Source organism: Cupriavidus alkaliphilus (assembly GCF_900094595.1).
Lineage (GTDB): Bacteria > Pseudomonadota > Gammaproteobacteria > Burkholderiales > Burkholderiaceae > Cupriavidus > Cupriavidus alkaliphilus.
In genome coordinates this window covers 177160-202565 of sequence record NZ_FMAD01000007.1, presented here as the reverse complement: position 1 = coordinate 202565, position 25406 = coordinate 177160, and the positions used below count along the sequence as shown (strand labels likewise).

At 69.2% G+C, this 25406-nt stretch carries 22 protein-coding genes; 17 read left to right on the top strand and 5 right to left on the bottom strand.

The genetic code is table 11. From position 1 onward, the window contains the following. Positions 1-42: 42 nt before the first annotated feature. Positions 43-1147 (bottom strand): peptide chain release factor 2 gene (prfB, locus tag GA0116996_RS28070; RefSeq protein ID WP_112775352.1). Its coding sequence is split into 2 segments (ribosomal slippage): positions 43-1065 and positions 1067-1147, totalling 1104 coding nucleotides; the frame shifts between segments, so codons are not numbered across the junction. Between the two features lie 192 nt (positions 1148-1339). On the opposite strand from prfB, the gene GA0116996_RS16625 reads away from it, so the two are divergent. Beyond that, on the top strand, positions 1340-2065 hold the full coding sequence (locus tag GA0116996_RS16625; RefSeq protein WP_092313860.1) for a peptidoglycan DD-metalloendopeptidase family protein: 726 nt from the start codon (positions 1340-1342) through the stop codon (positions 2063-2065). Between the two features lie 31 nt (positions 2066-2096). Here the strand turns inward: GA0116996_RS16625 and recJ are convergent, their stop codons facing one another. Together recJ and GA0116996_RS16615 are read right to left on the bottom strand one after the other, a co-directional pair. Beyond that, positions 2097-3803, bottom strand: coding sequence for a single-stranded-DNA-specific exonuclease RecJ (gene recJ, locus GA0116996_RS16620; protein WP_092313857.1), 1707 nt, complete (start codon positions 3801-3803; stop codon positions 2097-2099). 35 nt (positions 3804-3838) lie between these two features. Further along, positions 3839-4969, bottom strand: a complete 1131-nt coding sequence (locus GA0116996_RS16615) for a hypothetical protein (RefSeq protein ID WP_092313854.1) — start codon at positions 4967-4969, stop codon at positions 3839-3841. A 149-nt stretch (positions 4970-5118) separates the two neighbouring features. Between GA0116996_RS16615 and GA0116996_RS16610 the strand changes: the two genes are divergently transcribed. From GA0116996_RS16610 to GA0116996_RS16595, 4 genes are all read left to right on the top strand, one after another. Beyond that, complete coding sequence (locus GA0116996_RS16610; protein ID WP_092313851.1) at positions 5119-6369, top strand: lipoprotein-releasing ABC transporter permease subunit; 1251 nt, start codon at positions 5119-5121, stop codon at positions 6367-6369. Continuing rightward, the gene (gene lolD / locus GA0116996_RS16605; protein WP_092313848.1) at positions 6362-7102 is read left to right on the top strand and encodes a lipoprotein-releasing ABC transporter ATP-binding protein LolD; all 741 of its coding nucleotides are present in this window, start codon (positions 6362-6364) and stop codon (positions 7100-7102) included. The genes GA0116996_RS16610 and lolD overlap by 8 nt, the downstream gene beginning before the upstream one ends. Before the next feature lie 13 nt (positions 7103-7115). Continuing rightward, a complete protein-coding gene (locus tag GA0116996_RS16600) occupies positions 7116-7976 on the top strand; it encodes a TatD family hydrolase (RefSeq protein WP_092313845.1) in 861 nt (286 codons plus the stop codon). A 71-nt stretch (positions 7977-8047) separates the two neighbouring features. After that, a complete protein-coding gene (locus GA0116996_RS16595) occupies positions 8048-10480 on the top strand; it encodes a DNA internalization-related competence protein ComEC/Rec2 (protein WP_092313842.1) in 2433 nt (810 codons plus the stop codon). 22 nt (positions 10481-10502) lie between these two features. Here GA0116996_RS16595 and GA0116996_RS16590 read toward each other — a convergent pair whose 3' ends face one another. After that, the gene (locus tag GA0116996_RS16590) at positions 10503-11447 is read right to left on the bottom strand and encodes a MurR/RpiR family transcriptional regulator (protein WP_092313839.1); all 945 of its coding nucleotides are present in this window, start codon (positions 11445-11447) and stop codon (positions 10503-10505) included. Positions 11448-11712: 265 nt separating this feature from the next. Here GA0116996_RS16590 and edd point away from each other — a divergent pair, with 265 nt between their 5' ends. From edd to ftsB, 12 genes are all read left to right on the top strand, one after another. Then, a complete protein-coding gene (gene edd / locus GA0116996_RS16585) occupies positions 11713-13605 on the top strand; it encodes a phosphogluconate dehydratase (RefSeq protein ID WP_092313836.1) in 1893 nt (630 codons plus the stop codon). Between the two features lie 164 nt (positions 13606-13769). Then, positions 13770-14276: a gluconokinase gene (locus tag GA0116996_RS16580; protein WP_092313833.1), complete on the top strand. Its 507-nt coding sequence runs from the start codon at positions 13770-13772 to the stop codon at positions 14274-14276. A gap of 366 nt (positions 14277-14642) precedes the next feature. Beyond that, positions 14643-16118: a circularly permuted type 2 ATP-grasp protein gene (locus tag GA0116996_RS16575; protein WP_092313830.1), complete on the top strand. Its 1476-nt coding sequence runs from the start codon at positions 14643-14645 to the stop codon at positions 16116-16118. Positions 16119-16140: 22 nt separating this feature from the next. After that, complete coding sequence (locus GA0116996_RS16570; RefSeq protein ID WP_092313827.1) at positions 16141-17175, top strand: alpha-E domain-containing protein; 1035 nt, start codon at positions 16141-16143, stop codon at positions 17173-17175. Positions 17176-17219: 44 nt separating this feature from the next. After that, positions 17220-18059 carry a transglutaminase family protein gene (locus GA0116996_RS16565; protein WP_092313825.1) on the top strand — a complete coding sequence of 280 codons (840 nt, stop codon included), beginning with the start codon at positions 17220-17222 and terminating at the stop codon, positions 18057-18059. Between the two features lie 114 nt (positions 18060-18173). Continuing rightward, positions 18174-18995 (top strand): proteasome-type protease, encoded by an 822-nt coding sequence (locus GA0116996_RS16560; RefSeq protein WP_092313822.1) that lies wholly within the window; start codon positions 18174-18176, stop codon positions 18993-18995. A 13-nt stretch (positions 18996-19008) separates the two neighbouring features. Further along, positions 19009-19815 (top strand): alpha/beta fold hydrolase, encoded by an 807-nt coding sequence (locus GA0116996_RS16555; RefSeq protein ID WP_092313819.1) that lies wholly within the window; start codon positions 19009-19011, stop codon positions 19813-19815. Positions 19816-19955: 140 nt separating this feature from the next. Further along, a complete protein-coding gene (locus GA0116996_RS16550; RefSeq protein ID WP_092313816.1) occupies positions 19956-21608 on the top strand; it encodes a CTP synthase in 1653 nt (550 codons plus the stop codon). 27 nt (positions 21609-21635) lie between these two features. Continuing rightward, positions 21636-22505 carry a 3-deoxy-8-phosphooctulonate synthase gene (gene kdsA, locus GA0116996_RS16545; RefSeq protein ID WP_092313813.1) on the top strand — a complete coding sequence of 290 codons (870 nt, stop codon included), beginning with the start codon at positions 21636-21638 and terminating at the stop codon, positions 22503-22505. A 91-nt stretch (positions 22506-22596) separates the two neighbouring features. Beyond that, positions 22597-22890, top strand: a complete 294-nt coding sequence (locus tag GA0116996_RS16540; RefSeq protein WP_092313810.1) for a DUF1330 domain-containing protein — start codon at positions 22597-22599, stop codon at positions 22888-22890. 115 nt (positions 22891-23005) lie between these two features. Beyond that, positions 23006-24295 (top strand): phosphopyruvate hydratase, encoded by a 1290-nt coding sequence (eno, locus tag GA0116996_RS16535; protein ID WP_092313807.1) that lies wholly within the window; start codon positions 23006-23008, stop codon positions 24293-24295. A gap of 168 nt (positions 24296-24463) precedes the next feature. Then, positions 24464-24805: a cell division protein FtsB gene (ftsB, locus tag GA0116996_RS16530; RefSeq protein WP_025582264.1), complete on the top strand. Its 342-nt coding sequence runs from the start codon at positions 24464-24466 to the stop codon at positions 24803-24805. A 50-nt stretch (positions 24806-24855) separates the two neighbouring features. Here ftsB and GA0116996_RS16525 read toward each other — a convergent pair whose 3' ends face one another. Next, positions 24856-25278, bottom strand: coding sequence for a hypothetical protein (locus GA0116996_RS16525; protein WP_092313804.1), 423 nt, complete (start codon positions 25276-25278; stop codon positions 24856-24858). Positions 25279-25406 lie beyond the last annotated feature (128 nt).

Below are 25406 nucleotides of genomic sequence, written 5' to 3'. Positions count from 1 at the left end.
GATGGGTTGCTGTGCCGCCGCCGGCCGGCGGCGGGTACGGTCTCAGAGTCCCTGCTTGAGGCTGGCCTCGATGAACGGGTCCAGGTCGCCGTCCAGCACCTTCTGGGTGTTGGACATTTCCACGTTGGTGCGCAGGTCCTTGATGCGGCTCTGGTCCAGCACGTAGGAGCGGATCTGGTGGCCCCAGCCCACGTCGGTCTTGCCGGCCTCGAGCTTGTCGGCCTCGGCCTGGCGCTTGCGCATCTCGTGCTCGTACAGGCGCGACTTCAGCATCGACATGGCTTCGGCGCGGTTGCGGTGCTGCGAGCGGTCGTTCTGGCACTGCACCACGATCCCGGTCGGGATGTGCGTGATACGCACGGCCGAATCGGTCTTGTTGATGTGCTGGCCGCCCGCGCCTGAGGCGCGGTAGGTGTCCACGCGCAGGTCCGCCGGGTTGATCTCGACCTCGAACGAATCGTCCACCTCGGGGTAGACGAACACCGACGAGAACGAGGTATGGCGCCCGCCCGACGAATCGAACGGCGACTTGCGCACCAGGCGGTGCACGCCGGTTTCGGTACGCAGGTAGCCGAAGGCGTATTCGCCCTCGATCTTGATGGTCGCGCTCTTGATGCCGGCGACGTCGCCTTCGGACTCTTCCAGCACCTCGGCCTTGAAGCCCTTGCGCTCGCAGTACTTCAGGTACTGGCGCAGCAGCATCGAGGCCCAGTCGCACGCTTCGGTGCCGCCGGCGCCGGCCTGGATGTCGATAAAGGCGTTGGCCTGGTCCATCTCGCCGGCGAACATGCGGCGGAATTCCATGTCCGCCACCACCGCCTCGAAGCCCTTGACGTCGGCCTCGATCGACTCGAGGGTATCGTCGTCGCCTTCTTCCCTGGCGAGCTCGAACAGCTCGTCGGCACCGACGAGGTCATCGGTGAGCTTGCCCAGGACGCCGACCACGCCCTCGAGCATCTTCTTTTCCTTGCCGAGGTCCTGGGCCCGCTTGGGGTTGTTCCAGACGTCGGGGTCTTCCAGCAGGCCGTTGACTTCGTCCAGCCTTCCTACTTTGACATCGTAGTCAAAGATACCCCCGTAGATCTTCCGTCCGGGAACGGAGATCGGAGATGGCACCGGAGATGGCGTTGAGGCGTTCTGCTTCCATGATGTTCCTGCGCTTCGAAAACCTCGAATTATAGCGGATCGGCGCGGCAGATCGGGGCTTCACGGGCGCAGCGGCGCGGCCGCAAACCGAACGGAACGGCGCCCGCGCGGTCTATCCGGCGGTGCCGGCCGGCGCACGCGGCGATAATACGGGTCGCAAGCCGCCCCCGGCACAGACCAAGAACAGGGACGCATGACGAAAACCAGACATGACATCGAGCCAGGCCGGCGCCGCGCGCTGGGCCTGCTGCTGGCCGCCGCGACGACGGCAATCACGGCCGGCTGCGGCACCACGGGCGGGCCCGTGCCGGACGGCTACTACCGCGTCGAGCGCGGCGACACGCTGTATTCGATCGCGCGCAAGCACCGTCGCAGCGTGCGCGACCTGACCCGCTGGAACAGCGACCTCACCAGCCCCAGCCAGATCGAGGTGGGGCAGCTGATCCGGGTGCGGCCGCCCGGCGCCGCGGCCGGCGGCGCGACGGCGTCGACCGGCACCGGCCAGGCCGTGACCGATACGCCGCGCGTCGACAGTGCCGCGGCATCCCGCCCGCCGGCCAGCAGCATCCGCCTGCAATGGCCGGCCGACGGCCGCGTCACGGCCGGGTTCTCGCCGCCCGCCAGCAAGGGCCTGAGCATCGCCGTGCCGGCCAACGGCACGGTGCGCGCCGCCGCCGCCGGCCGCGCCATCCACGTCGGCAACCTGCGCGGCTACGGCATGCTGGTGATCGTCAAGCACAACGACGACTGGCTCACCGTGTACGGCAACCTGGACCAGCCGCTGGTCAGCGAAGGCACGCAAGTGTCGGCGGGGCAGGACGTGGGCCGCATGGGCGCGAGCCCGAGCGAGCTGCACTTCGAGGTGCGCGGCAACGGCAAGCCGGTGAATCCGGCCAGCTACCTGCCGTCGCGCGGCTGAGCCGGGGCGCGCCGCGCCCCCTCCGGGCACGCTACTGCGCGTGCTCGATCACCAGCTGCACGCGGGTGACACCGTTGAAGGTGTTGTTGTCGAGCCGGTAGGCCACCTGCGCGCTGGCGCCGAGCGAGTCGGCATGGTTGAACCAGATCGCGTCGAAGCGCTGGCTGCCGCGCCCCAGCTGCAGCTTCAGGTGCTTGCCCTTGAGCACGCTCTGGCGCAGCACGTCGAACTCGCCGCAGAAGGTCGGCGCGGGGAAGCCCTGGCCCCACACCTGCTGCTCGAGCAGGGTGACGAACTCCGGGCTGAAGCACTGGTCCTCGATATCGCCGTCGGTCTCGATCACGCGCGCCAGCTGGTCGTCGGTCAGCCATTCGCGCCCGACCGCCTCGAACGCTTCCTGGAATTCGGCAAAGCGCTCGGCGCGCACGGTCAGCCCCGCCGCCATGGCGTGGCCGCCGAACTTGAGCAGCATGCCGGGATGGCGCTTGGACACCAGGTCGAGCGCATCGCGCAGGTGGAAGCCCGGGATCGAGCGGCCCGAGCCCTTGACAGTGGTGTCGTCGCCCGGCGCGAAGGTGATGGTGGGGCGGTGGAACTTGTCCTTCAGCCGCGACGCGACGATGCCGATCACGCCCTGGTGCCAGGTGTCGTTGAACACGCTGACGGTATAGCGCGCCGACGCGTCCGCGCCCGCAAGCCCGGCCATGGGCTGCTCCAGGATGCGCAGCGCCTCCTGCTGCATGCCGGCCTCGATGTCGCGCCGCTCGCGGTTCATGCTGTCCAGCTCCTGGGCGATTTCCCAGGCGCGGTTGGCATCGTCGGTCAGCAGGCACTCGATCCCCAGCGACATGTCGGCCAGCCGGCCGGCCGCATTCAGGCGCGGACCGAGGCCGAAGCCCAGGTCGAAGGTATTGGCGCGCGCGGCCTCGCGGCCGGCGGCGCGGAACAGCGCGGCCACGCCGGGCTGCATGCGGCCTGCGCGCATGCGGCGCAGGCCCTGCGCCACCAGGATGCGGTTGTTGGTGTCCAGCCTGACCACGTCGGCCACCGTGCCCAGCGCCACCAGGTCCAGCAGCGTCTGCAGCGGCGGCTGGGACTGCTGGGTGTAGACGCCGCGGCGGCGCAGCTCGGCGCGCAGGGCCAGCAGCACGTAGAACATCACGCCCACGCCCGCCAGGTTCTTGCTGGGGAATTCGCAGCCCGGCTGATTCGGGTTGACGATCACCGCGGCCTGCGGCAGTTCCGAACCAGGCAGGTGGTGGTCGGTCACCACCACGTCGATGCCCAGCGCATTGGCCGCGGCGACGCCGTCGACGCTGGCGATGCCGTTGTCGACCGTGACGATCACGTCCGGATTCTGCCTGGCCGCCAGCGCGACGATCTCCGGCGTCAGGCCATAGCCGTACTCAAAGCGGTTGGGCACGATGTACTCCACCCGCGCCCCCAGCATGCGCAGGCCGCGCACGCCGACCGCGCAGGCGGTGGCGCCGTCGCAGTCATAGTCGGCGACGATCAGCAGGCGCTTGCCGGCGGCGATGGCGTCCGCCAGGTAAGTCGCGGCATGGCCGATCCCTTTCATTGCCGCGGGCGGCACCAGTTCAGGCAGGTCGGTGGCCAGTTCGGCGGCGCGGGCTACGCCGCGCGCGGCCAGGATGCGGGCCAGGGTCGGGTGCAGGCCGGTGGCGGCCAGCGCGCTGGCGTGTTCGGGGGAATATTGACGGATGGCGATCCGGGTCATGGGCGGGGCGGCAGTGTGTTGGGAGAGCGCTGGCTTCAGGCGGCAAGGGCGAGGTCTGACAGCAGCGCGCGCCAGTCGCCGCGCTGGCCCATGCCGCGCCAGAACTTGCGCAGGTCGGCGCGCCGCACGGTGAACTCGGCAAAGTGGTTCTCGCCGCCCAGCACCAGCGTGATGGCGCCGATCTGGCCGGCCGCAAGCGCTGTCAGGGCCGGGCCGAACCAGTCGGCATCGAGCGCGTGCATGCGGTCCAGCCACAATCCCCAGTCTTCGGCGATATGCGCTTCGGTGGCGCTGTCGAGCATGACCAGCACCGAGCCTTCGAGCGCGGCCGCGCCGCCCAGGCCTGCCGGCACCGGCAGCACGCGGCTGCCGGCGGCCAGCGCCAGGCCGCTCAGGAAGGGGTCGCTGCTCAGCACCGTGTCGGCCAGCCGCGGCACCGGCTGCAACGCGCCGCCGCCGTACAGCCAGACCGAATTGACCGGCACCTCGCCGGCGGCTTCGCGTGCCTGGTTGACGCGGTGATCGAACCACGTCATCTGGATTTCGTTCTGCAGCCGGCGCCAGTCGCGCGCGCGCGCGCCGGCCTGCATCCAGATGTCGATATTGCGGCCCGCCGCGCGCAGCGGCGTGGTGGCTTCGAGCGGGCCGAACACGGCCTCGGGCAGATACCAGCGCTGCGGGCAGGGCGTCTCCAGCGCGATGCCGGATTCCTGCAGCAGCGCGTCGATGGCCTCGCGCAGCGCGGTGGCTTCCTGCGGCCGCAGCCCGAGCTGGCCCGGCGGCATCAGCACCAGGTGATCGCGTGCGGCATGGATGTGCACCGGCTGCAGGCAGGCCCAGGACTGGCCGTCGGCGGTGGCCGCGGTGCCCGCCGGGGTGGCCGTGGCCGCGGCCGCGCTGTCGGCCAGCCGCATATAGGGCGCCAGCGGCACCTGCGCCGTGTCCAGTCCGGCCTTGCCGGCCAGCCAGCGTTCCTGCGGCAGGCTGCGCAGGAAGGGGTCGTCGTGCCGCTCGCGCGGGCCGGGCGCGGCCCGGGTCAGCAACTTTCCGAGCGCTGGCAGCTCCAATTGCCGCAGCAGCGCGCCGGGGACGACGTCGTCGCGGCCGTCGTCGCCGGCGCCGGGCGGGACGGAAAAGGGCACAATCAGGGTCAGGTGCGTCATCATGGTGGCGAGATTGTAAACTCCCGGCTGGCTCGCGCCAGTCCCGGACGCTGCCGCGGCGTGACCGTGGCGCCGCCCGCCACGGCTGGCCTGCGTGCTGTCGGCGGCGCCCCGACGGGCACTGGCGCTTTTCCGAAACAACAGGAATCCTCTTGAAATTTCCCTACGAGTGGCAGATCGGCTGGCGATATACCCGCGCAAGCAAGCGCGCCAGCCGCAACACCTTCATTTCGTTTATCTCGATGATCTCGATGCTGGGCATCGCGCTCGGCGTGGCCGCGCTGATCGTGGTGCTGTCGGTGATGAACGGGTTCCAGAAGGAAGTGCGCGACCGCATGCTGTCGGTGCTGGCGCATATCGAGGTGATCGGCCCGTCGGCGCTGCCGGACTGGCAGAAGACCGCGGCCGAGGCGCTGCAGAACAAGGAGGTGGTCGGTGCCGCGCCCTACGTGGCGGCGCAGGCCATGCTGACCCGCGACGATGCCGTGCGCGGGGTGCTGCTGCGCGGCGTGGAGCCGTCGCAGGAGCCCAATGTGTCCGAGGTCGGCAGCCAGTTCCGCGCCGGCAGCATGGCGGCGCTGGTGCCGGGCAGCTTCGGCATCGCGCTGGGCAACGAGCTGGCCAATGCCATGGGCGTCCAGGTCGGCGACAAGGTCACGCTGCTGGCGCCGCAGGGCACCATCACGCCGGCGGGCGTGCTGCCGCGGCTCAAGCAGTTCACCGTGGTGGGCGTGTTTTCGTCCGGCCACTTCGAGTTCGACAGCGCGCTGGCGCTGGTCAACCTGCAGGACGCCGAGACCCTGTTCCGCCTGAGCGGCCCTACCGGGGTGCGCCTGAAGCTGCAGGACATGCAGCGCGCGCCGCTGGTGGCGCAGGAACTGGCCGGCACCATGTCGGGCGAGCTTTACCTGCGCGACTGGTCGAAGCAGAACCGCAACTGGTTTGCCGCGGTGCAGACCGAGAAGCGGATGATGTTCATCATCCTGACGCTGATCATCGCGGTGGCCGCGTTCAACCTGGTGTCGACGCTGGTGATGACCGTCACCGACAAGCAGGCCGATATCGCCATCCTGCGCACCATGGGCGCGCAGCCGGGCTCGATCATGAAGATCTTCATCGTGCAGGGCGTGGCCATCGGCTTTATCGGCACGCTGCTGGGCGTGGCCGGCGGCACGCTGATCGCCACCAATATCGACGTGATCGTGCCCTTCATCGAGCGGCTGCTGCACGTGCAGTTCCTGCCGCGCGACATCTATTTCATCAGCCAACTGCCTTCCGATCCCCGCGTGAACGACATCGCCACCATCGGCATCATCTCCTTCGTGCTGGCCACGCTGGCCACGCTCTATCCCAGCTGGCGCGCCGCCCGCGTCAATCCGGCGGAGGCGCTGCGCTATGAGTGAAGCCGTGCTGCAAGCCGATACTTCCACACCCGCCCCGGGCCTGCCGCGCACCGGTGCTCCGGTACTGGTGGCCGAGGGACTGACCAAGCGCTTCCGCCAGGGCGAACTCGACGTCGATGTGCTGCGCGGCGTCGACGTGCGCGTCAACGCCGGCGAGAAGGTGGCCATCGTGGGCGCCTCCGGTTCCGGCAAGAGCACACTGCTGCATGTGCTGGGCGGGCTCGACGAGCCCGATTCCGGCCGCGTCGCGCTGCTCGGCAAGCCCTTCACGGCGCTGCGCGAGCGCGAGCGCAACGTGGTGCGCAACCGCTCGCTGGGCTTTGTCTACCAGTTCCACCACCTGCTGCCGGAATTCACCGCGCTCGACAACGTGGCGATGCCGCTGCGCATCCGCGGCCTGACCCAGTCCGCCGCGCGCGAGGCCGCACAGGCGATGCTGGAGCGCGTCGGGCTGGGCGGGCGCTCGCGCCACCGGCCGGGCGAACTGTCCGGCGGCGAGCGCCAGCGCGTCGCCATTGCGCGCGCGCTGGTGGGCCAGCCGGCCTGCGTGCTCGCCGACGAGCCCACCGGCAATCTCGACGACCACACCGCCGGCGGCGTCTACGACCTGATGCTGGAACTGTCGCGCACGCTTGGCACCAGCTTCGTCATCGTCACCCACGACCTCGATCTCGCCGGCCGCTGCGACCGCGTGCTGCGGCTGCGCGACGGCCACCTGCACCAGGAACGCTGAAGCGGCCGCAGCCATGTGGATCGACACCCATTGCCACCTCGACGCGGGCGAGTTCGACCCGGACCGCGAGCAGGTTGCGAACGCGGCCGAGGCGGCCGACGTGCGCGGCATCGTGGTGCCGGCGGTGGCCGCGTGGAACTTCGACACCGTGCGCGCGCTGGCGCAGCGCGACGCGCGCTGCGTCTACGCGCTGGGCATCCATCCGCTGTGCTCGCCCGGCGCGGCCCAGCCCGAGCTGGACACGCTGCGGCGCCAGGTCGCCGCCAGCATGGGCGACCCGCGCTTCGTCGGCATCGGCGAGATCGGGCTCGATTTCTTCGTCGCGGGGCTGGATGCGGACCACCAGACCTGGCTCTACGTCGAACAACTGAAGATCGCGCGCGAATTCGACCTGCCGGTGCTGCTGCATGTGCGCAAGTCGCAGGACCAGGTCGGCGCGCAACTGCGCAAGCTGGGCGTCAAACGCGGCATCGCCCATGCCTTCAACGGCAGCCACGAACAGGCGCGGCGTTTCGTCGAGCAGGGCCTGAAGCTGGGCTTTGGCGGCAATGTCACCTTCAGCCGCGCGCGCCAGATCCGCCGGCTGGCGACGGAGCTGCCGCTGGAAGCCTTGGTGCTGGAAACCGACGCGCCGGATATCGCGCCGGCGTGGCTGTCCGACGACCAGTTCGGCGAACAGCACAAGGCGCGCAACACGCCGGCGGAGGTGGCGGGGGTGGCGCGCGTGATGGCGGAGCTGCGCGGCATCGACGCACTGACGCTGGCGCAGGCGACCTGGCGCAATGCCGTGGCGGCGCTGCCGCGCCTGGCGGCGTTTGCCGACACCATGGCGCCTCCGCTCGCCGGCGGTCACACAACTTCCACGCCTTCTTGACAGGCTGACAAGCTTGCCGCGCCTGCGCGCGGGTACAACTCCGGTAATGCAAGATCAACGGAGGAGGTGCCATGCGTCGCTTCGTGGTGGCATTCGTGGCCGGATGCTGGACCCTGCAGCAGCAGTCGACGCTGCCGCAGCCGCACGGCCTGCGCCTGGGCGCCGCGCTGCTGGCCTTGTGCGCCATCGGCATGGCCTGGTGGGGCAGGCGCCTGCCTGCCATGCTGCAAGGCCTGGCGCTGGCGATGCTGGCCTTTGCCATTGCGTTCTGCTGGGCCGCCTGGCGCGCCGAGTTGCGCCTGCGCGAATGGCTGCCCGTGGCGCTGGAAGCCCGCGACCTTGACGTGCGCGGCGTGGTCTCCGGGCTGCCCACCCAAACTGTCACCGGCACACGCTTCGCGTTCACCGTCGAGCAGTCAGCCGGTTCAGCCCCGCCGTTGCCGGGCCGGGTCATCCTCAACTGGCGCGACGCGCCCCCCGCGTTGAGCCCGGGACAACGCTTCACGCTGACGCTGCGCCTGCGGCGCCCGCGCGGGCTCGCCAATCCGTCCGGCTTCGATTACGCCTACTGGCTGCTGGCGCAAGGCTATGGCGCGACCGGATACGTGCGCCGCGCCCAGGGTCCGCCGCAGGATGCCGCCTCCGAGCGGCTGGCCTGGCGCATCGAAGCCCGGCGTGCCGCGGTGCGCGATCACCTGCGCGCCGCGCTGCCGGCCGGGGCGCGCTATGGCGCGGTGCTGGTTGCGCTGGTGATCGGTGACCAGCGCGGCATCGAGGCGCAAGACTGGCAGTTGTTCCGGCGCACGGGTGTAAGCCACCTGGTCGCCATTTCCGGGCTGCATATCACCATGGTGGCCGGCATGGCCGCGTCCCTTGCCGGACTGTTGTGGCGCCACTCGTTCGGCTGCGGCCGCTGCCTGCGCCGGCCACTGCCATTGTGGCTGCCGGCCCGGCAAGCCGCGCTGGTGATGGCGGTGGCCACGGCGCTGGGCTACGGCATGCTGGCCGGCATGCAGATCCCGGCGCTGCGCACCGTCGCCATGCTCTGCGTCGCGGCGGTCGCGGTATGGGGGTCGCGCGCGCCGCCGGCGTCGGTAGTGCTGGCGTGGGCGGCGCTGGTGGCGCTGCTGGTGGATCCGTGGGCGGCGATGCTGCCCGGCTTCTGGCTGTCCTTCGGTGCCGTCGCGGTGATCTTCTTCGCTGCGCGGCCGGGACGGGACGCCGCGACCGCAGGACGCTGGCAACGGCTGCGGGCAGCGCTTGCCGCGGGCGCGCGCACCCAGTGGGCCGTCACCATGGGGCTGGTGCCGCTGACGCTGTTGCTGTTCGGCCAGGTCTCGGTGGTGTCGCCGTTCGCCAATGCCCTGGCGATTCCCGTGGTCAGCCTGCTGGTGACGCCGCTGGCGCTGCTGGGCGCCGCGCTGCCGCTGTGGCTGGCCGCGCCGGTCATGGCGATCGCCCATTTGGCGATGGTGGTGCTGGCTGCCGTGCTGGAATGGTTCTCCCTGCTGCCATGGGCGATGTGGGAGGCCGCCAGCGCGGGGCCGGTGGCGTTGCTGCTGGCGGCGCTTGGCGTGGCGCTGCTGGTGGCGCCCGTGGCTTCGGCGCGCCTGCGCCGGCATGGCGGGCTGCTGATGCTGCCGATGCTGCTGGCGCGCGGCCCGCCGGTGGCCGAAGGCCAGTTCCGCGCGGTGATGTTCGACGTCGGGCAGGGCACGGCGGTGCTGGTGCGCACGCGCTCGCACGCCCTGCTGTACGACACCGGGCCGGGCTATGCCACCGGCGCCAGCGCGGGCGCGCAGGTGGTGGTGCCGCGATTGCGCGCCGAGGGGGTGACGCGGCTCGACCACCTGATGGTCAGCCATGAAGACATCGACCATGCCGGCGGCGTCGCGGACATTGCGGGGACGGTCGACGTGGCGGCACGCAGCACCGGTGCGCCTGCCGGCCACCCGCTGCTGGCAGCTCCCCATCCGGGGGCTGGTCCAGCCGACTGGAGCCCGTGCGCCGCGGGACAGCAATGGGAGTGGGACGGCGTGCGCTTTGCCGTGCTGCACCCGCTTCCCGAGCAATCGCAGCAGGCCGCCATCCCCAGCAATGCGCGCAGTTGCGTGCTGCGCGTGGATAGCGCTGCGCACAGCCTGCTGCTGACCGGCGATATCGGCCTGGAGCAGGAGCGGGCGTTGATCGGGCGCTTGCCGGCCGGGGTTTTGCGCGCCGACGTGCTGGTAGTGGCGCATCACGGCAGCGGCACGTCGTCCGGCGCGGACTGGATCGAGGCGGTCGCGCCCGCGGCCGCGGTGTTCCAGCTGGGCTATGGCAACCGCTATCGCCATCCGAGCGCCGAAGTCTGGGAGCGCTTTGGCCGCGCGGGCATCCCGCGCTATCGCACCGACGAAACCGGCGCGGTAACCCTGGACACCGCGCGCGCGGGTTACACGCTGTCGATGTTCCGGCAGGCGGAGCCGCGCTACTGGCGGGAACGGCCGCCTGCGCCGCGCTAGGGCGCGCCCGTGCCGCGGGCGGTCAACCGGCCTTGCGGCGCCCGGGGCGCGCCGCGGGCGGCACAGGGTTGGCTGGCGGGGCGGGCTCGGCCGCGGCGGTGCGGCCCCGGCTGCGTGCCGGCGCCGGCTCGGCCCCGGCGATGCGCCGCTCGCGCAGATGCGCCTTGGCGCGCTGCAGGCGCGGCGCGACGGTGTCCGCGCGCGCCAGCGCGACGCCCGCGGCGAGCACGTCGCCCAGCACCAGGTGGCTGATGCGCGAGGTCATCGGCGTGTAGACCTCGCTGTCTTCCTCGACGTCCGAGAACACGCAGACATCGGCCAGCCGGGCCAGCGGCGAGCCGCTGTGGGTCAGCGCCAGCACGCTCGCGCCGCTGCTGCGCGCGAGCGTGGCGGCGGTCAGCATGTCCCAGGTGCGGCCGCTGTTGGAGACCAGCACGGCCACGTCGCCCGGAGCCAGCAGCGCCGCCGACATGCTGAACACGTGCGGGTCGGCATAGGCGACGGTCGGCATGCCCAGGCGGAAGAACTTGTGCTGCAGGTCCAGCGCGACGATGCCGGAGTTGCCGCAGCCGTAGAACTCGATGCGGCGCGCGCCGGCGAGCAGCTGGATGCCATGCTCGATCTGGTCGGCCGACAGCGCGTTGCGCACGCTCATCAGCGTGGCAATGGTGCGGTCGAACACCTTGCCGGCGATGTCCGCCGGGCGGTCGTCGGCGGCGACATCCTGGTGCACGAAGGGCGTGCCGCCGCCGAGATTCTGCGCGAACTGCAGCTTGAATTCGCGGAAGCCGTCGTAGCCCAGCGCCGCGCAGAAGCGCGCGATGGTGGGTTGCGATACCCCGGCGCGCTCGGCCAGTTCCGGCATCGACAGCCGGATCACGGCGGCGCCGTGGCGGGCGACATAGTCGGCCAGGCGGCGTTCTGAAGGACGAAGGGTGTCGTAGACGGCAAGGATGCGGTCGCGCATGGCGGCAGGCGGCGGTATCGGTGTGGAAAGAATATGTAGATATTCTACATTGATTGGCGCCGCATCTTGCCGGAAATGAGGTCCGGCTGGCTCTCCGGGTTTGTCCTGATTACGGCATTTTCTGCGTGATTTTTCCGTGCGGATGGGTCGACGGGCGGCAGGTGCTGGGTATAATGGCGCCCGATCTGTAGAAAATCTACAGTTTTCGGCGCCGCTGCGGCGCCCGTCGCCCCGCCTCATTCCGCCCACAAGGACCGTCATCGCCATGCCTTCCGCCGTCCACGCCGAGCTTCAGGCCGTTACCGCCCGCATCGTTGCGCGCAGCCGCGCCAGCCGTGCCGCCTACCTTGCCCGCTGCGAGCGTGCGCAGGCGGAACTGGCGCCGCTGCGTGGCATGTCTTGCGCCAACCTGGCGCACGGCTTTGCCGCGCTGCCCGCCAGCGACAAGCTGAAGCTGCGTGTCGAGCATGCGCCCAACCTGGGCATCGTCACCGCGTACAACGACATGCTGTCGGCGCACCAGCCCTACGAGCGCTATCCCGCCGTGATCCGCGAGGCCGCGCGCGCGGTCGGCGCGGTGGCGCAGGTGGCGGGCGGTGTGCCGGCCATGTGCGACGGCATCACGCAGGGCAACGCCGGCATGGAGCTGTCGCTGTTCTCGCGCGATGCGATTGCCATGGGCACCGCGGTGGCGCTGTCGCACAACACCTTCGATGCGGCGCTGATGCTGGGGGTGTGCGACAAGATCGTGCCCGGGCTGCTGATGGGCGCGCTGCAGTTCGGCCACCTGCCGATGGTGTTCGTGCCGGCGGGCCCGATGGCCAGCGGGCTGCCCAACAAGGAAAAGGCGCGTGTGCGCCAGCTCTACGCCACCGGCCAGGTCGGGCGCGACGCGCTGCTGGAAGCCGAATGCCAGGCCTATCACGGCGCCGGCACCTGCACCTTCTACGGCACCGCCAACAGTAACCAGTTCCTGATGGAAATCATGGGCCTGCACCTGCCCGGCGCGGCCTTCGTCCATCCCGACAGCGGCTTGCGCGATGCGCTGACGGCCGCGGCGGCGCAGCGCGCGATCGCGCTGCGCGCGCGCGGCGACAGCTACCTGCCGCTGGCGCGCATCGTCGACGAACGCGCCATCGCCAATGCCATGGTCGGCCTGCTGGCCACCGGCGGCTCCACCAACCACACCATCCATCTGGTGGCGATGGCGCGCGCCGCGGGCATCGTGATCGACTGGAACGATTTCGACCTGCTGTCGCGCATCACGCCGCTGCTGGCGCGCGTCTATCCCAACGGCTCGGCCGATGTGAACCACTTCCATGCCGCCGGCGGCGCCGGCTTCGTGATCCGCGAGCTGCTGCAGGCCGGGCTGCTGCACGAGGACGTGCAGACCGTGGCCGGCCCGGGCCTGGCCCGTTACGCGCAGGAGCCGGTGATGACGGACGGCGTGCTGCACTGGCGCGACGGCGCGGCGCGAAGCGGCGACCCGCAGGTGTTGGCGACCGCCGCCGCGCCGTTCTCCGCCGAGGGTGGCCTGCGGCTGATGCAGGGCAACCTGGGCCGCGGCGTGATCAAGGTCTCGGCCGTGGCGCCCGAGCACCGCGTGGTCGAGGCCCCGGTGCGGGTGTTCGATTCGCAGGAGGCGCTGCAGGCGGCGTTCGATGCCGGCGAGCTGGCCGGCGACCTGGTCGCGGTGGTGCGTTTCCAGGGACCGAATGCCAACGGCATGCCGGAACTGCACCGGCTGACCCCGGTGCTGGGCGCGCTGCAGGACGCCGGCCACAAGGTGGCGCTGGTGACCGACGGACGCATGTCCGGCGCCTCCGGCAAGGTGCCGGCGGTGATCCACGTCGGCCCCGAGGCGCTGGCGGGCGGCGCGCTGGCGCGTGTGCGCGATGGCGACCGCATCCGGGTCGACGCCGTCGCCGGTACGCTGCAATGGCTGGGCGACGAGGCCGAATTCGCGGCGCGCGCGCCGGCCCGCGCGCCTGCCGATCCGTTCGCGCAGTTCAGCCTGGGGCGTGGCCTGTTCGGCCTGTTCCGGCGCCACGCACGGATCGCGGAAGAGGGCGGCAGCGCACTCGACCTGTCCGAGCTGGATGCCGCAGCCGCCGGTGGCGACGTCCATACCGCCGCGCTGCGATCCGTCGCACAATAACCCGGTCAGAGGCCAATTTTTATAGTGAAGTTTCCCGCGGGGACGACAGCGCCCCGCGACGTCCCTGGGATCGGCAGCAACCGCGTTCAGCGGGGCCGACCGGGACAGGCAGGCAACCGACAAGGATGGCACCACCATCCGATACCAAGACCGACGGAGCAGACATGATCTATATCCTGATGGGCGTTTCCGGCAGCGGCAAGACCACGGTGGGCCAGCTGCTGGCGCAGCGGCTGGGCTGCGGCTTCCATGACGCCGACGACTTCCACAGCGACGCCAACAGGGCCAAGATGCACGCCGGCATCCCGCTGACCGACGAAGACCGCTGGCCCTGGCTGGCCGCGATGCGCGCGGCCATCGACACCGCCCGGGCCGAGGGCCGCACCCATGTGTTCACCTGCTCGGCGCTGCGCCAGGCTTACCGCGACCGGCTGACCCCGCCCGATGGCGGCGTGACCTTTGTCTTCATGAGGGGGGATGCCGAGCTGATCGGCCAGCGCCTGTCCGCGCGCACCGAGCATTTCTTCAACCCCGAGCTGCTGCAAAGCCAGTTCGATACGCTCGAAGAACCCGGCGACGCGCTGGCGCTCGACATCCGCCAGCCACCCGAGGCGCTGGTCGACACCATCCTGCAGGCCACGGTGCGGCAGGGCGCCGGCGCGGCGCGCTAACCTGCCGCCGACCTGCCCACGGAGGGGCATGGTCCGGGGCGAGCTCCCGATTTTTTTCCATGGATCGCAACCACCGCCGCCGGCCTTGTCGGCGGCCGTGGTTGCGTGCGCTGGCAGGCATCTTGCTAGCCTGACTTTGGTGCCGGTGCGGCGCGGGAACGGTGCCACAGGCGGCCCGCCGCGCCACCTTGCGGCTTTCGCCGGCACGGGTATGCTGGAAGGGCCAGTGACTCGACGGCATCACCGCGGCTTGCGCGCACCGGCGCGGCCGCGCGGCAGGGCAAGACAGCCAGGGCAACCAGGGCGGCCGGCAGCGGCGCGAACGCGCGCCGGCTTCGGCGCCCGCGACATGGAGGAGCGGCCATTATGGCGGCGCGGTACTTCGACGAGATGCTGGACTGGCGCGAGGACAATGCGCTGGCGCTGATCCACGCGGGACAGGCCTTGCCTGAAGGGGCGGTACGCCCGCACTACCGGCATTTCGCCGAATGGCTGGCGCGCCAGACCGAAAGCACGATGGCCAACAAGCGCGCGGAGGCCGACCTGGTGTTCCGGCGCGTGGGCATCACCTTTGCCGTCTACGGCGACAAGGACGAGGCCAACAGCGGCACCGAGCGCACCATCCCGTTCGACGTGGTTCCGCGCATTTTCCCCGCGAGCGAATGGGCGCTGCTGGAAAAAGGCCTGCGCCAGCGCGTGGCCGCGCTGAACCGCTTCGTCCACGACATCTACCACGGCCAGGACATCATCCGCGCCGGCGTGATCCCGCCCGACCAGATCTACAACAACGCCCAGTACCGGCCCGAGATGCTCGGTGTCAGCGTGCCGCACGACGTCTATGCGCATGTCGCCGGCATCGACGTGGTGCGTGCCGGCGAGGGCGAGTTCTACGTGCTGGAAGACAACCTGCGCGTGCCGTCGGGCGTGTCGTACATGCTCGAGAACCGCAAGATGATGATGCGGCTGTTCCCGGACCTGTTCGCGCGCAACCGCGTGGCCCCGGTCGCGCACTATCCCGACCTGCTGCTCGACATGCTGCGCGGGGTCTCGCCGCAGGCCATCGCCGATCCTACCGTGGTGGTGCTGACGCCGGGCATGTACAACTCGGCGTACTTCGAGCACGCCTTCCTGGCGCAGCAGATGGGGGTGGAACTGGTCGAGGGCAGCGACCTCTTCGTCGAGGACGACCACCTGTTCATGCGCACCACGCAGGGGCCGCAGCGTATCGACGTGATCTACCGGCGCGTCGACGACGATTTCCTCGACCCGCTCGCGTTCCGCCCCGATTCCGCGCTGGGCGCGGCGGGGTTGCTGTCGGTCTACCGCGCCGGCAACGTCACCATCTGCAATGCCATCGGCACCGGCGTGGCCGACGACAAGTCGATCTATCCGTATGTGCCGGACATGATCCGCTTCTACCTGGGTGAAGAGGCGATCCTCAGCAACGTGCCGACCTACATATGCCGGCGCCCCGACGACCTGCAGTACGTGCTGGACCATATGGCCGAACTGGTGGTCAAGGAAACCCACGGCGCCGGCGGCTACGGCATGCTGGTCGGCCCGGCGGCGACGCGCGCCGAGATCGATGCCTTCCGCGAGGTGGTCAGGGCCAGGCCCGAGCAGTACATCGCGCAGCCCACGCTGGCGCTGTCGACCTGCCCGACCTATGTCGAGGCCGGCATCGCGCCGCGCCATATCGACCTGCGCCCGTTCGTGTTGTCGGGCAGGGAGGTGCGCATGGTACCGGGCGGGCTGACGCGCGTGGCGCTGCGCGAGGGCTCGCTGGTGGTGAATTCCTCGCAGGGTGGCGGTACCAAGGACACCTGGGTGCTGGAACGATGAACGCCGATACGGGAGAGCCCACATGCTGAGCCGCACCGCCGACCACCTCTTCTGGATGGCCCGCTACACCGAGCGCGCGGAGAATACCGCGCGCATGCTAGACGTCAACTACCAGACCTCGCTGCTGCCGCAATCGGCCGAAGTCGCCGAGCAGGGCTGGTGGGCCATGCTGGACATCTCGGAGCTGACCGAGGTGTTCGACCACAAATACGGCCTGCTGTCGCGCGACGACGTGATCGATTTCATGGTGCGCGACATGACCAATGCCTCGTCGATCATGAGCTGCCTGCGCGCGGCGCGCGAGAACGCGCGCGCGGTGCGCGGCTCGCTCACCACGGAGGTCTGGGAGACCGTCAACACCACCTGGCTGGAGGTGCAGCGCCTGATTGCCGACGGCGTGCTGAAGGAAGACCCGGCGCGCTTCTTCGAATGGGTCAAGTTCCGCTCGCACCTGGCGCGCGGGGTGCAGTTCGGCACCATGCTCAAGGACGATGCCTTCCATTTCATGCGGCTGGGCACTTTCCTGGAGCGCGCCGACAATACCGCGCGCATCCTTGACGTCAAGTTCCAGGCGTCGTCCGGCGCGGAGGGTGGGAACGGTGGGAACGGCGGGAACGGCGGGAACGGCGGGAACGGCGGGAATGGCGGAGCGGGCGTGGAAGCCGAGCCCAATCCCGGCCAGGGTGCCCACAACGATTTCTACCACTGGGCGGCGATCCTGCGCTCGGTGTCGGGCTTCGAGGTTTACCGCAAGGTCTATCGCGCGGTGATCACGCCGCAGCGCGTGGCCGAACTGCTGATCCTGCGCCCGGACATGCCGCGCTCGCTGGTGTCGAGCATGGACGAGGTGGTGGCGATCCTGCATACGGTGCGCAACCAGCATTCGGCGGAAACCGAGCGGCAGGCTGGTAAACTTCATGCCGACCTGAAGTACGCGCGTATCGACGATATCTTTGCCGTCGGCCTGCATGCGTACCTGACCAGCTTCCTGGAGCGCATCGGCGACCTCGGCAACGGCATCAGCCGGGACTTCCTGGTGCCGCTGCAGGCGGCCTGAGCCGGGCCACCGGCAGCCCCCGTGCCGCCGCGCGCCCTGATACCGTGAAATACAAGATCCACCACCATACCGTCTACCGCTACGCCGAACCGGTGCGGCGCAGCGTGCACGAAGTGCGGCTGCAGCCGCGCTCGGGCCCGCTGCAGACCGTTGACCACTGGCAGCTGTCGACGCCGGGCAACCCCTCGTCGGCCCGCGACGGCTTCGGCAACATCGTGCACAACTTCACGGTGATCGGGCCCGCCAGCACCATCGCCATCGAAGCCAGCGGCGAAGTGGAGGTGCTGCCGCCACATGGCGACCTCGACCGCGACGGGCACCATGCGTTCTGCGATGCGCCGCCGGATGGCGAAGCGCGCGTGTCGCCGCTGTACTTCCTCGGCAGCACGCCGCTGACCACGGCGCCGGCGGCGATGCAGGCGTTTGCCGCGCCGTTCCTGGCGGCGGGGCATGACATCGAGGCGCTGCTGGCGCTGGCCGGTGGCATCGGCGAGCGCGTGCGCTACAAGCCCAACACCACCGATGTCGGCACCTCGGCCGCCGAGGCCTTCGCCCTGGGCAGCGGCGTGTGCCAGGACCAGGCACAGGTTATGGTCGCGGCTTGCCGGGCGCTGGGCATTCCGGCGCGCTATGTCAGCGGATATTTCTACGACCCGGCCGCCACCGAACTGGCCAGCCATGCCTGGGCCGACGTGTGCCTGGACCCGGCCGGCGAAATCTGGTGCAGCATCGACATCACGCATGGCTGCCTGACCGACGAACGCCATATCCGGCTGGCGGTGGGGCGCGATTACGCGTCGGCGGCACCAGTGCGGGGCATCCTGGACGGCGGCGCCGGCGAGACGCTGGAAGTCAATGTAACAATTACGCCACTTTCGACCTGATTAGGTGCTTGCTTCCAGACGCGGCGCCGTGCCGGTGCACGGGCGCTAGAATCCGGAGTGATGCAGGCCACTGCCGGCTGGGGCCGGCCGCCACCCAGAACACCAAGACAAACCATGACGTATTGTGTAGCCATGCGGCTGGATGCCGGCCTGGTATTCCTGTCCGATTCCCGCACCAATGCCGGGGTAGACGCCATCTCGACCGCGCGCAAGATGACGGTGTTCGAGGAGCCCGGCGACCGGGTAATGGTGCTGATGACCGCCGGCAACCTGGCGATCAGCCAGTCGGTGCGCCAGATCCTGATCGAGGACCATGACGAGAAGCGCTCGCTGTGGACCGCGCGCGACATGTTCGAGGCCGCCTCGATCGTCGGCGAAGCGGTGCGCCAGGTGCACCGGCGCGATGCGCACGCGCTGCGCGACGCCGGCATTGAGTTCAATGTCAGCCTGATCTTCGGCGGCCAGGTGCGCGGCGAGCGGGTGCGGCTGTTCAATATTTACGCGGCCGGCAATTTCGTCGAGGCCACGCCCGAGAACTGCTATTTCCAGATCGGCGAGGCCAAGTACGGCAAGCCCATCGTCGACCGCGTCGTGCATCCGTCGCTGCCGCTGGCGGAAGGCGCCAAGTGCGCGCTGATCTCGATGGACTCGACGCTGAAATCGAATATTTCGGTCGGCCTGCCGCTGGATCTGCTGGTTTATGAAGCGGATTCGCTGCAGGTGACCCGCTTTGTCAATATCGACGAGCGCAATGCCTATTTCCGCATGATCCGCGACACCTGGGGCCATCGCCTGCGCCAGGTCTTCGGCGAGATCCATAACCCGGAATGGGATCCGGCCGCGCCCGCGGAATTCTCGCTGGCGCGCTCCGGCGAGGCCGACCGCTGGGCCCAGCCGGTGCGGGCCAGGCGCGTGCATCCGCGCAAGCCGGACTGAGGCGGCGGCAGACATGCGCGAGATCATTCATTTTTCCCACGCCAACGGCTTCCCGGTGACGACCTACCGCAAGCTGTTCGGCGAACTGGACGGCGAGTTCGAGTTCCGCGCCGTGGACCGCTACGGACACAAGCCGGAATTCCCGGTGACGCGCGGCTGGCCGCATCTGGTGGAAGAGTTGCTGGGCGACATCGACCGGCAATACCGCCAGCCGGTGTGGCTGGTGGGCCATTCGCTGGGCGGTTTCCTGTCGCTGATGGCGGCGCTGCGCCGCCCGGAACGGGTGCGCGGCGTGGTCATGCTGGACTCGCCGATCATCGCCGGCTGGCGCGCGTCGCTGCTGAAAACCGCCCAGATGCTGGGCATCGATGAAAAGCCGGGTCCGGCGGCGGTGACCAGGAACCGGCGCACGCACTGGCCGGATGCCGAGGCGGTGTGGGAACACTTCCGCGCCAAGCCCAATTTCGCGGTGTGGGACCAGGAGGTGCTGCGCGACTACGCCATCCACGGCACCGAGCCCACCGGCAAGGACAGCGAGCGCCGGCTGCGCTTCGACCGCGAGGTCGAATACTGGATCTACCGCACACTGCCGACCAGCCTGGGGCGCAAGGTCGCGCGCGGGGCGCCGGTGCCGGTCGGCTTCGTCGCCGGCACGCGCTCGCGCGAGGTGCGGCAGTGCGGCCTGGGGGCGACGCGCCGGCTGGTCGGGCCCAACCTGCGCTTTATCGAAGGCGGCCATCTGTACCCGATGGAGCGGCCCCGGCAGACCGCGCAACTGGTGCGCGAACTGATCGGCGCGATGCGGGAGCAGGGGCGCTGAGCCGGTGTGCGGCGCATGCGCCGCAGCGCGCCCCCAAACATGGCGCGCAGCCCGCCGCAGCCGGGCTGCTGTCACAATTTCCGGGTCGGCGGGGGACGGGCTCTCATGTATAATCCCGATTTCCCCGGCAAGCTCGGTTTATGACCAAATTCGTCTTCGTCACCGGTGGCGTCGTCTCTTCTCTCGGCAAGGGCATCGCTGCTGCCTCGCTCGCGGCCATTCTTGAGTCGCGCGGCCTCAAAGTCACCCTCCTCAAGCTCGATCCCTACATCAACGTCGATCCCGGCACGATGAGCCCTTTCCAGCATGGCGAGGTGTTTGTCACGGAAGACGGTGCGGAAACCGACCTCGATCTCGGCCACTACGAGCGCTTCGTCTCGGCCAAGATGCGCAAGTCGAACAACTTCACCACCGGCCAGATCTACGAATCGGTGATCCGCAAGGAGCGCCGCGGCGAATACCTGGGCAAGACCGTGCAGGTGATCCCGCATATCACCAACGAGATCCAGGCCTTCGTCGAGAAGGGCGCGGCCGCGTCGCACGACGGCAAGGCCGACGTGGCGCTGGTGGAAATCGGCGGCACCGTGGGTGACATCGAGTCGCTGCCGTTCCTGGAAGCCGCGCGCCAGATGAGCCTGCGCATGGGCCGCAACCACTGCGCCTTCGTGCACCTGACGCTGGTGCCGTTCATTGCCAGCGCCGGCGAGCTGAAGACCAAGCCGACCCAGCACTCGGTGCAGAAGCTGCGCGAAATCGGCATCTCGCCCACCGCGCTGCTGTGCCGCGCCGACCGCCCGATCCCCGACGACGAGCGCGCCAAGATCTCGCTGTTCGCCAATATCCCGCAGGACGCCGTGATCTCGGTGTGGGACGCCGACAGCATCTACAAGATCCCGCAGATGCTCAACGAGCAGGGCCTGGACCGCCTGATCTGCGAGGAACTGCGCCTGGATCCCAAGCCGGCCGACCTGTCGATGTGGCAGAAGCTGGTCAACGCCCAGGAAAATCCCGAGCACGAAATCACCATCGGCATGGTCGGCAAGTACGTCGACCTGACCGAGTCGTACAAGTCGCTGATCGAGGCGCTGCGCCACGCCGGCATGCACACCGCCACGCGCGTCAATATCGAGTACATCGATTCCGAGGAACTGGAATCGGGCCACCTCGAAGTGCTGGCCCCGCTCGACGCGATCCTGGTGCCGGGCGGCTTCGGCAAGCGCGGCACCGAAGGCAAGATCCGCGCGATCCAATACGCGCGCGAGAACAAGATCCCCTATCTGGGCATCTGCCTGGGCATGCAGCTGGCGGTGATCGAGTTTGCCCGCCACCTGGCCGGCATGGCCGACGCCAACTCGACCGAATTCAACCTGGAAACCGAGCACCCGGTGGTCGCGCTGATCACCGAGTGGGTCGACCGCGAAGGCAAGGTCGAGCAGCGCTCGGCCGATTCCGACCTGGGCGGCACCATGCGCCTGGGCGCGCAGCGCGTGCCGGTCAAGGAAGGCACCAAGGCCGCGGCCATCTACGGCGCCGAGGTCAACGAGCGCCACCGCCACCGCTACGAGGTCAACAACCACTACGTGCCGACGCTGGAAAAGGCCGGCATGGTGATCTCGGCGCGCACGCCGACCGAGAACCTGCCGGAGATGATGGAGCTGCCGGAGTCGATGCACCCGTGGTTCGTCGGCGTGCAGTTCCACCCGGAATTCACCTCGACCCCGCGCGACGGCCATCCGCTGTTCAAGGCCTACGTCGAAGCCGCGCTGGCCAGCCAGCAGCGCAAGGGCGCGTAAGGCCCGCCGCAAGCAGGAGAGACAGTCATGAAACTCTGTGGATTCGAGGCCGGCCTCGACCAGCCGTTCTTCCTGATCGCGGGTCCGTGCGTGATCGAGTCCGAGCAGATGGCGCTGGATACCGCGGGCGAGCTCAAGGCCATCACCACCGAGCTCGGCATCCCGTTCATCTACAAGTCGTCGTTCGACAAGGCCAACCGCTCGTCGGGCAAATCGTTCCGCGGCCTGGGCATGGAGAAGGGCCTCGAGATCCTGGCCCACGTCAAGCGCGAGATCGGCGTGCCGGTGCTGACCGACATCCACGAGATCGACGAGATCCAGCCCGTTGCCGCCGTGGTCGACGTGCTGCAGACGCCGGCGTTCCTGTGCCGCCAGACCGATTTCATCCGTGCCTGCGCGCAGAGCGGCAAGCCGGTGAATATCAAGAAGGGCCAGTTCCTGGCGCCGCACGACATGAAGAACGTGATCGACAAGGCGCGCGACGCTGCGCGCGAAGCCGGTCTGCCCGACGATGTCTTCATGGCCTGCGAGCGGGGCGTTTCGTTCGGCTACAACAACCTGGTGTCGGACATGCGCTCGCTGGCGATCATGCGCGAGACCGGCGCCCCGGTGGTATTCGACGCCACCCACTCGGTACAGCTGCCGGGCGGCCAGGGCACCAGCTCGGGCGGCCAGCGCGAGTTCGTGCCGGTGCTGTCGCGTGCCGCGGTCGCCACCGGCGTGGCGGGCCTCTTCATGGAAACCCATCCGGATCCGAGCAAGGCCATGTCCGATGGCCCCAACGCGGTGCCGCTGTCGCGCATGAAGGAACTGCTGGCCGTGCTCAAGGAGCTGGACACGCTGGTCAAGCGCGCCGGCTTCCTGGAAGACAATTTCGGCTGGCCGGCCTGCGCCTGAGCCCGCCCCGTTTGTCGCCGCCGCGCCGGTCGCGCGCGCCGGCGGTGACAAACCATATCGAAAGACAATACAAAAAATCGGGAGATTCTCCATGGCCGCGGGCTTTATCATCGCCTACGTCGACGTGACCGACCCCCAGCAGTACGAGGAATACAAGGTGCTCTCGAGCAAGGCCATGCAGATTCATGGCGCCGAGGTGCTGGTGCGCGGCGGCAAGACCGAGGCGCTCGAGGGCGAATGGGCGCCGACGCGCGTCGTGGTGCTGAAATTCCCCAGCTATGACGCCGCCAAGGCCTTCCACGACGGCGAGGCCTACCGCGCCGCGCGCAAGTCGCGCGAGCACGCGGCGAAGATGAACATGATCGTGGTCGAAGGCGCCGCCTGAGCCGGCAGCCGCCAGGCAGCCGTCATGCGCGCATGACCTGCGCGCGTGACATGCGCCTGACACGCACGCAGGTTGAAGTGATCAGCAGCAAGAATCAACAGTCAGAGAGGAATTCATGAGTGCAATCGTAGATATCATCGGTCGCGAGGTTCTCGACTCCCGCGGCAATCCCACCGTCGAGTGCGACGTGCTGCTGGAATCCGGCGTGATGGGCCGCGCGGCGGTGCCGTCGGGCGCGTCGACCGGTTCGCGCGAAGCCATCGAGCTGCGTGACGGCGACAAGAGCCGCTACCTGGGCAAGGGCGTGCTGAAGGCGGTCGAGCACATCAACACCGAGATCTCCGAAGCCATCATGGGCCTGGACGCCTCCGAGCAGGCCTTCCTGGACCGCACCCTGATCGACCTCGACGGCACCGAGAACAAGGGCCGCCTGGGCGCCAACGCCATGCTGGCGGTGTCGATGGCGGTGGCCAAGGCCGCCGCCGAAGAAGCCGGCCTGCCGCTGTACCGCTACTTCGGCGGTTCGGGCGCGATGCAGCTGCCGGTGCCGATGATGAACATCGTCAACGGCGGCGCGCACGCCAACAACAGCCTGGACATCCAGGAATTCATGATCATGCCGGTGTCGCAGACCAGCTTCCGCGAAGCCCTGCGCTGCGGCGCCGAGATCTTCCACGCACTGAAGAAGATCCTGGCCGACAAGGGCATGTCCACCGCGGTGGGCGACGAAGGCGGCTTCGCCCCCAACTTCTCGTCCAATGAAGAGTGCCTGAACACCGTCGTGCAGGCCATCGAGAAGGCCGGCTACCGTGCCGGCGAGGACGTGCTGCTGGCGCTGGACTGCGCCGCGAGCGAGTTCTACCACGAGGCCGAAGGCGTGTACCAGCTGGAAGGCGAAGGCCTGAAGCTGTCGTCGACCCAGTTCGCCGACTACCTGGCCAACCTGTGCGACAAGTTCCCCATCGTGTCGATCGAGGACGGCATGGCCGAAGGCGACTGGGACGGCTGGAAGACCCTGACCGACAAGCTCGGCAAGCGCGTGCAACTGGTGGGCGACGACCTGTTCGTCACCAACACCAAGATCCTGAAGGAAGGCATCGAGAAGGGCATCGGCAACTCGATCCTGATCAAGATCAACCAGATCGGCACCCTGACCGAGACCTTTGCCGCCATCGAGATGGCCAAGCGCGCCGGCTACACCGCCGTGATCTCGCACCGCTCGGGCGAAACCGAAGACAGCACCATTGCCGACATCGCCGTGGGCACCAACGCCGGCCAGATCAAGACCGGCTCGCTGTCGCGCTCGGACCGCATGGCCAAGTACAACCAGCTGCTGCGCATCGAGGAAGACCTGGGCGATATCGCCAGCTACCCGGGCAAGGGCGCGTTCTACAACCTGCGCTGACGGTTTGCCGCGTCGCTCCCGCGCCAGCGGGAGCGACAGCGGGCGAATGGCATGGCGGCGGCCGGGACTTCCCGGCCGTCGCCGTTTTTGTATCGAAATCTGCCTGGCAATTGCCTTCCAGGCGGAGTTCGCAGATCATTGTGCGGAAATTCCTGTCCGCCATCTTTCATGCGCCTGATTTCGCTGCTGTTGTTCGTGCTGCTGCTTGCCATCCAGTACCCGCTCTGGCTTGGCAAGGGCGGCTGGCTGCGCGTGTGGGACCTGAACCGCCAGCTGACCGAGCAGGGCGCCCGCAACCAGACGCTCAAGCTGCGCAACGCCAAGCTGGAAGGCGAAGTGGCCGACCTGCAGGACGGCACCGGTGCCATCGAGGAACGCGCCCGCTATGAGCTGGGCATGGTGCGCGAAGGCGAGGTCTTCGTGCAGTTCGTGGCGCCGGCCCCCAAGGTCAGCGCCACGCCGCCATTGCCGCCGCCGCCGAATTCGGTCGCCGGCCGGGGCGGCCACTAAGCCGTTCACCGTGACTGCCGGCGGCTTGCTTCAAGCCCGCCGCAGCGACCTCACCACCAGCCGTACGGATAGCCGCCCCAGCCCCAGCCGGGCATGCCGACGCTGACGCCGCCGCCCCAGCGGCCGCCACCCCATCCCCCGTAATACAGGTTCCAGCTGGTGTTGGGATAGGCATAGGCCGCGCGCGCGGCCGCGGCCTGCTGGTCCAGCGCGATCGCGGCGGCCTGGTCGCGCAGCACCTGCTGGTTGAGCGCGTCGAGCTTCTGCTGGTCTTCGGCGCTCAGCGGTGCCGGCGGCACGGCATTGGGCGCCAGCCGCGCGGTAGGCGGCGAGCCATTGGCGTCGCGCGGGATCTGCGCGCAACCGGCAGCCAGCAGCAGCGCGCCGAGCGCGGCGCATGCCGCCACGCCGCGCCGCGGCAGCCGGGCACGGGAAGCGAAGTCAGGCAGGGGAGGGTTGGCTCGGGCGGACATGGCGGTTCTCAGGCTCGCTGACCGGCAGCTGGATGCTGCCATCGTACAGCCGTTGGACCGGGCGGCAAGGCCGATGTTTCCAGCGCGCCGCGCGCCGGATGTCCTGCACCGCCCGCGCCGGTGCGGCA

What these genes read in the sequence shown, in the direction of transcription:
- GA0116996_RS16550 (WP_092313816.1), top strand. Translation starts at nt 19,956, where the DNA reads ATGACCAAATTCGTCTTCGTCACCGGTGGCGTCGTCTCTTCTCTCGGC.
- GA0116996_RS16540 (WP_092313810.1), top strand. Translation starts at nt 22,597, where the DNA reads ATGGCCGCGGGCTTTATCATCGCCTACGTCGACGTGACCGACCCCCAG.
- GA0116996_RS16570 (WP_092313827.1), top strand. Translation starts at nt 16,141, where the DNA reads ATGCTGAGCCGCACCGCCGACCACCTCTTCTGGATGGCCCGCTACACC.
- kdsA (WP_092313813.1), top strand. Translation starts at nt 21,636, where the DNA reads ATGAAACTCTGTGGATTCGAGGCCGGCCTCGACCAGCCGTTCTTCCTG.
- GA0116996_RS16625 (WP_092313860.1), top strand. Translation starts at nt 1,340, where the DNA reads ATGACGAAAACCAGACATGACATCGAGCCAGGCCGGCGCCGCGCGCTG.
- lolD (WP_092313848.1), top strand. Translation starts at nt 6,362, where the DNA reads ATGAGTGAAGCCGTGCTGCAAGCCGATACTTCCACACCCGCCCCGGGC.
- GA0116996_RS16580 (WP_092313833.1), top strand. Translation starts at nt 13,770, where the DNA reads ATGATCTATATCCTGATGGGCGTTTCCGGCAGCGGCAAGACCACGGTG.
- GA0116996_RS16600 (WP_092313845.1), top strand. Translation starts at nt 7,116, where the DNA reads ATGTGGATCGACACCCATTGCCACCTCGACGCGGGCGAGTTCGACCCG.
- GA0116996_RS16590 (WP_092313839.1), bottom strand. Translation starts at nt 11,447, where the DNA reads ATGCGCGACCGCATCCTTGCCGTCTACGACACCCTTCGTCCTTCAGAA.
- recJ (WP_092313857.1), bottom strand. Translation starts at nt 3,803, where the DNA reads ATGACCCGGATCGCCATCCGTCAATATTCCCCCGAACACGCCAGCGCG.
- GA0116996_RS16560 (WP_092313822.1), top strand. Translation starts at nt 18,174, where the DNA reads ATGACGTATTGTGTAGCCATGCGGCTGGATGCCGGCCTGGTATTCCTG.
- GA0116996_RS16595 (WP_092313842.1), top strand. Translation starts at nt 8,048, where the DNA reads ATGCGTCGCTTCGTGGTGGCATTCGTGGCCGGATGCTGGACCCTGCAG.
- GA0116996_RS16525 (WP_092313804.1), bottom strand. Translation starts at nt 25,278, where the DNA reads ATGTCCGCCCGAGCCAACCCTCCCCTGCCTGACTTCGCTTCCCGTGCC.
- GA0116996_RS16555 (WP_092313819.1), top strand. Translation starts at nt 19,009, where the DNA reads ATGCGCGAGATCATTCATTTTTCCCACGCCAACGGCTTCCCGGTGACG.
- GA0116996_RS16575 (WP_092313830.1), top strand. Translation starts at nt 14,643, where the DNA reads ATGGCGGCGCGGTACTTCGACGAGATGCTGGACTGGCGCGAGGACAAT.
- GA0116996_RS16615 (WP_092313854.1), bottom strand. Translation starts at nt 4,969, where the DNA reads ATGATGACGCACCTGACCCTGATTGTGCCCTTTTCCGTCCCGCCCGGC.
- edd (WP_092313836.1), top strand. Translation starts at nt 11,713, where the DNA reads ATGCCTTCCGCCGTCCACGCCGAGCTTCAGGCCGTTACCGCCCGCATC.
- ftsB (WP_025582264.1), top strand. Translation starts at nt 24,464, where the DNA reads ATGCGCCTGATTTCGCTGCTGTTGTTCGTGCTGCTGCTTGCCATCCAG.
- eno (WP_092313807.1), top strand. Translation starts at nt 23,006, where the DNA reads ATGAGTGCAATCGTAGATATCATCGGTCGCGAGGTTCTCGACTCCCGC.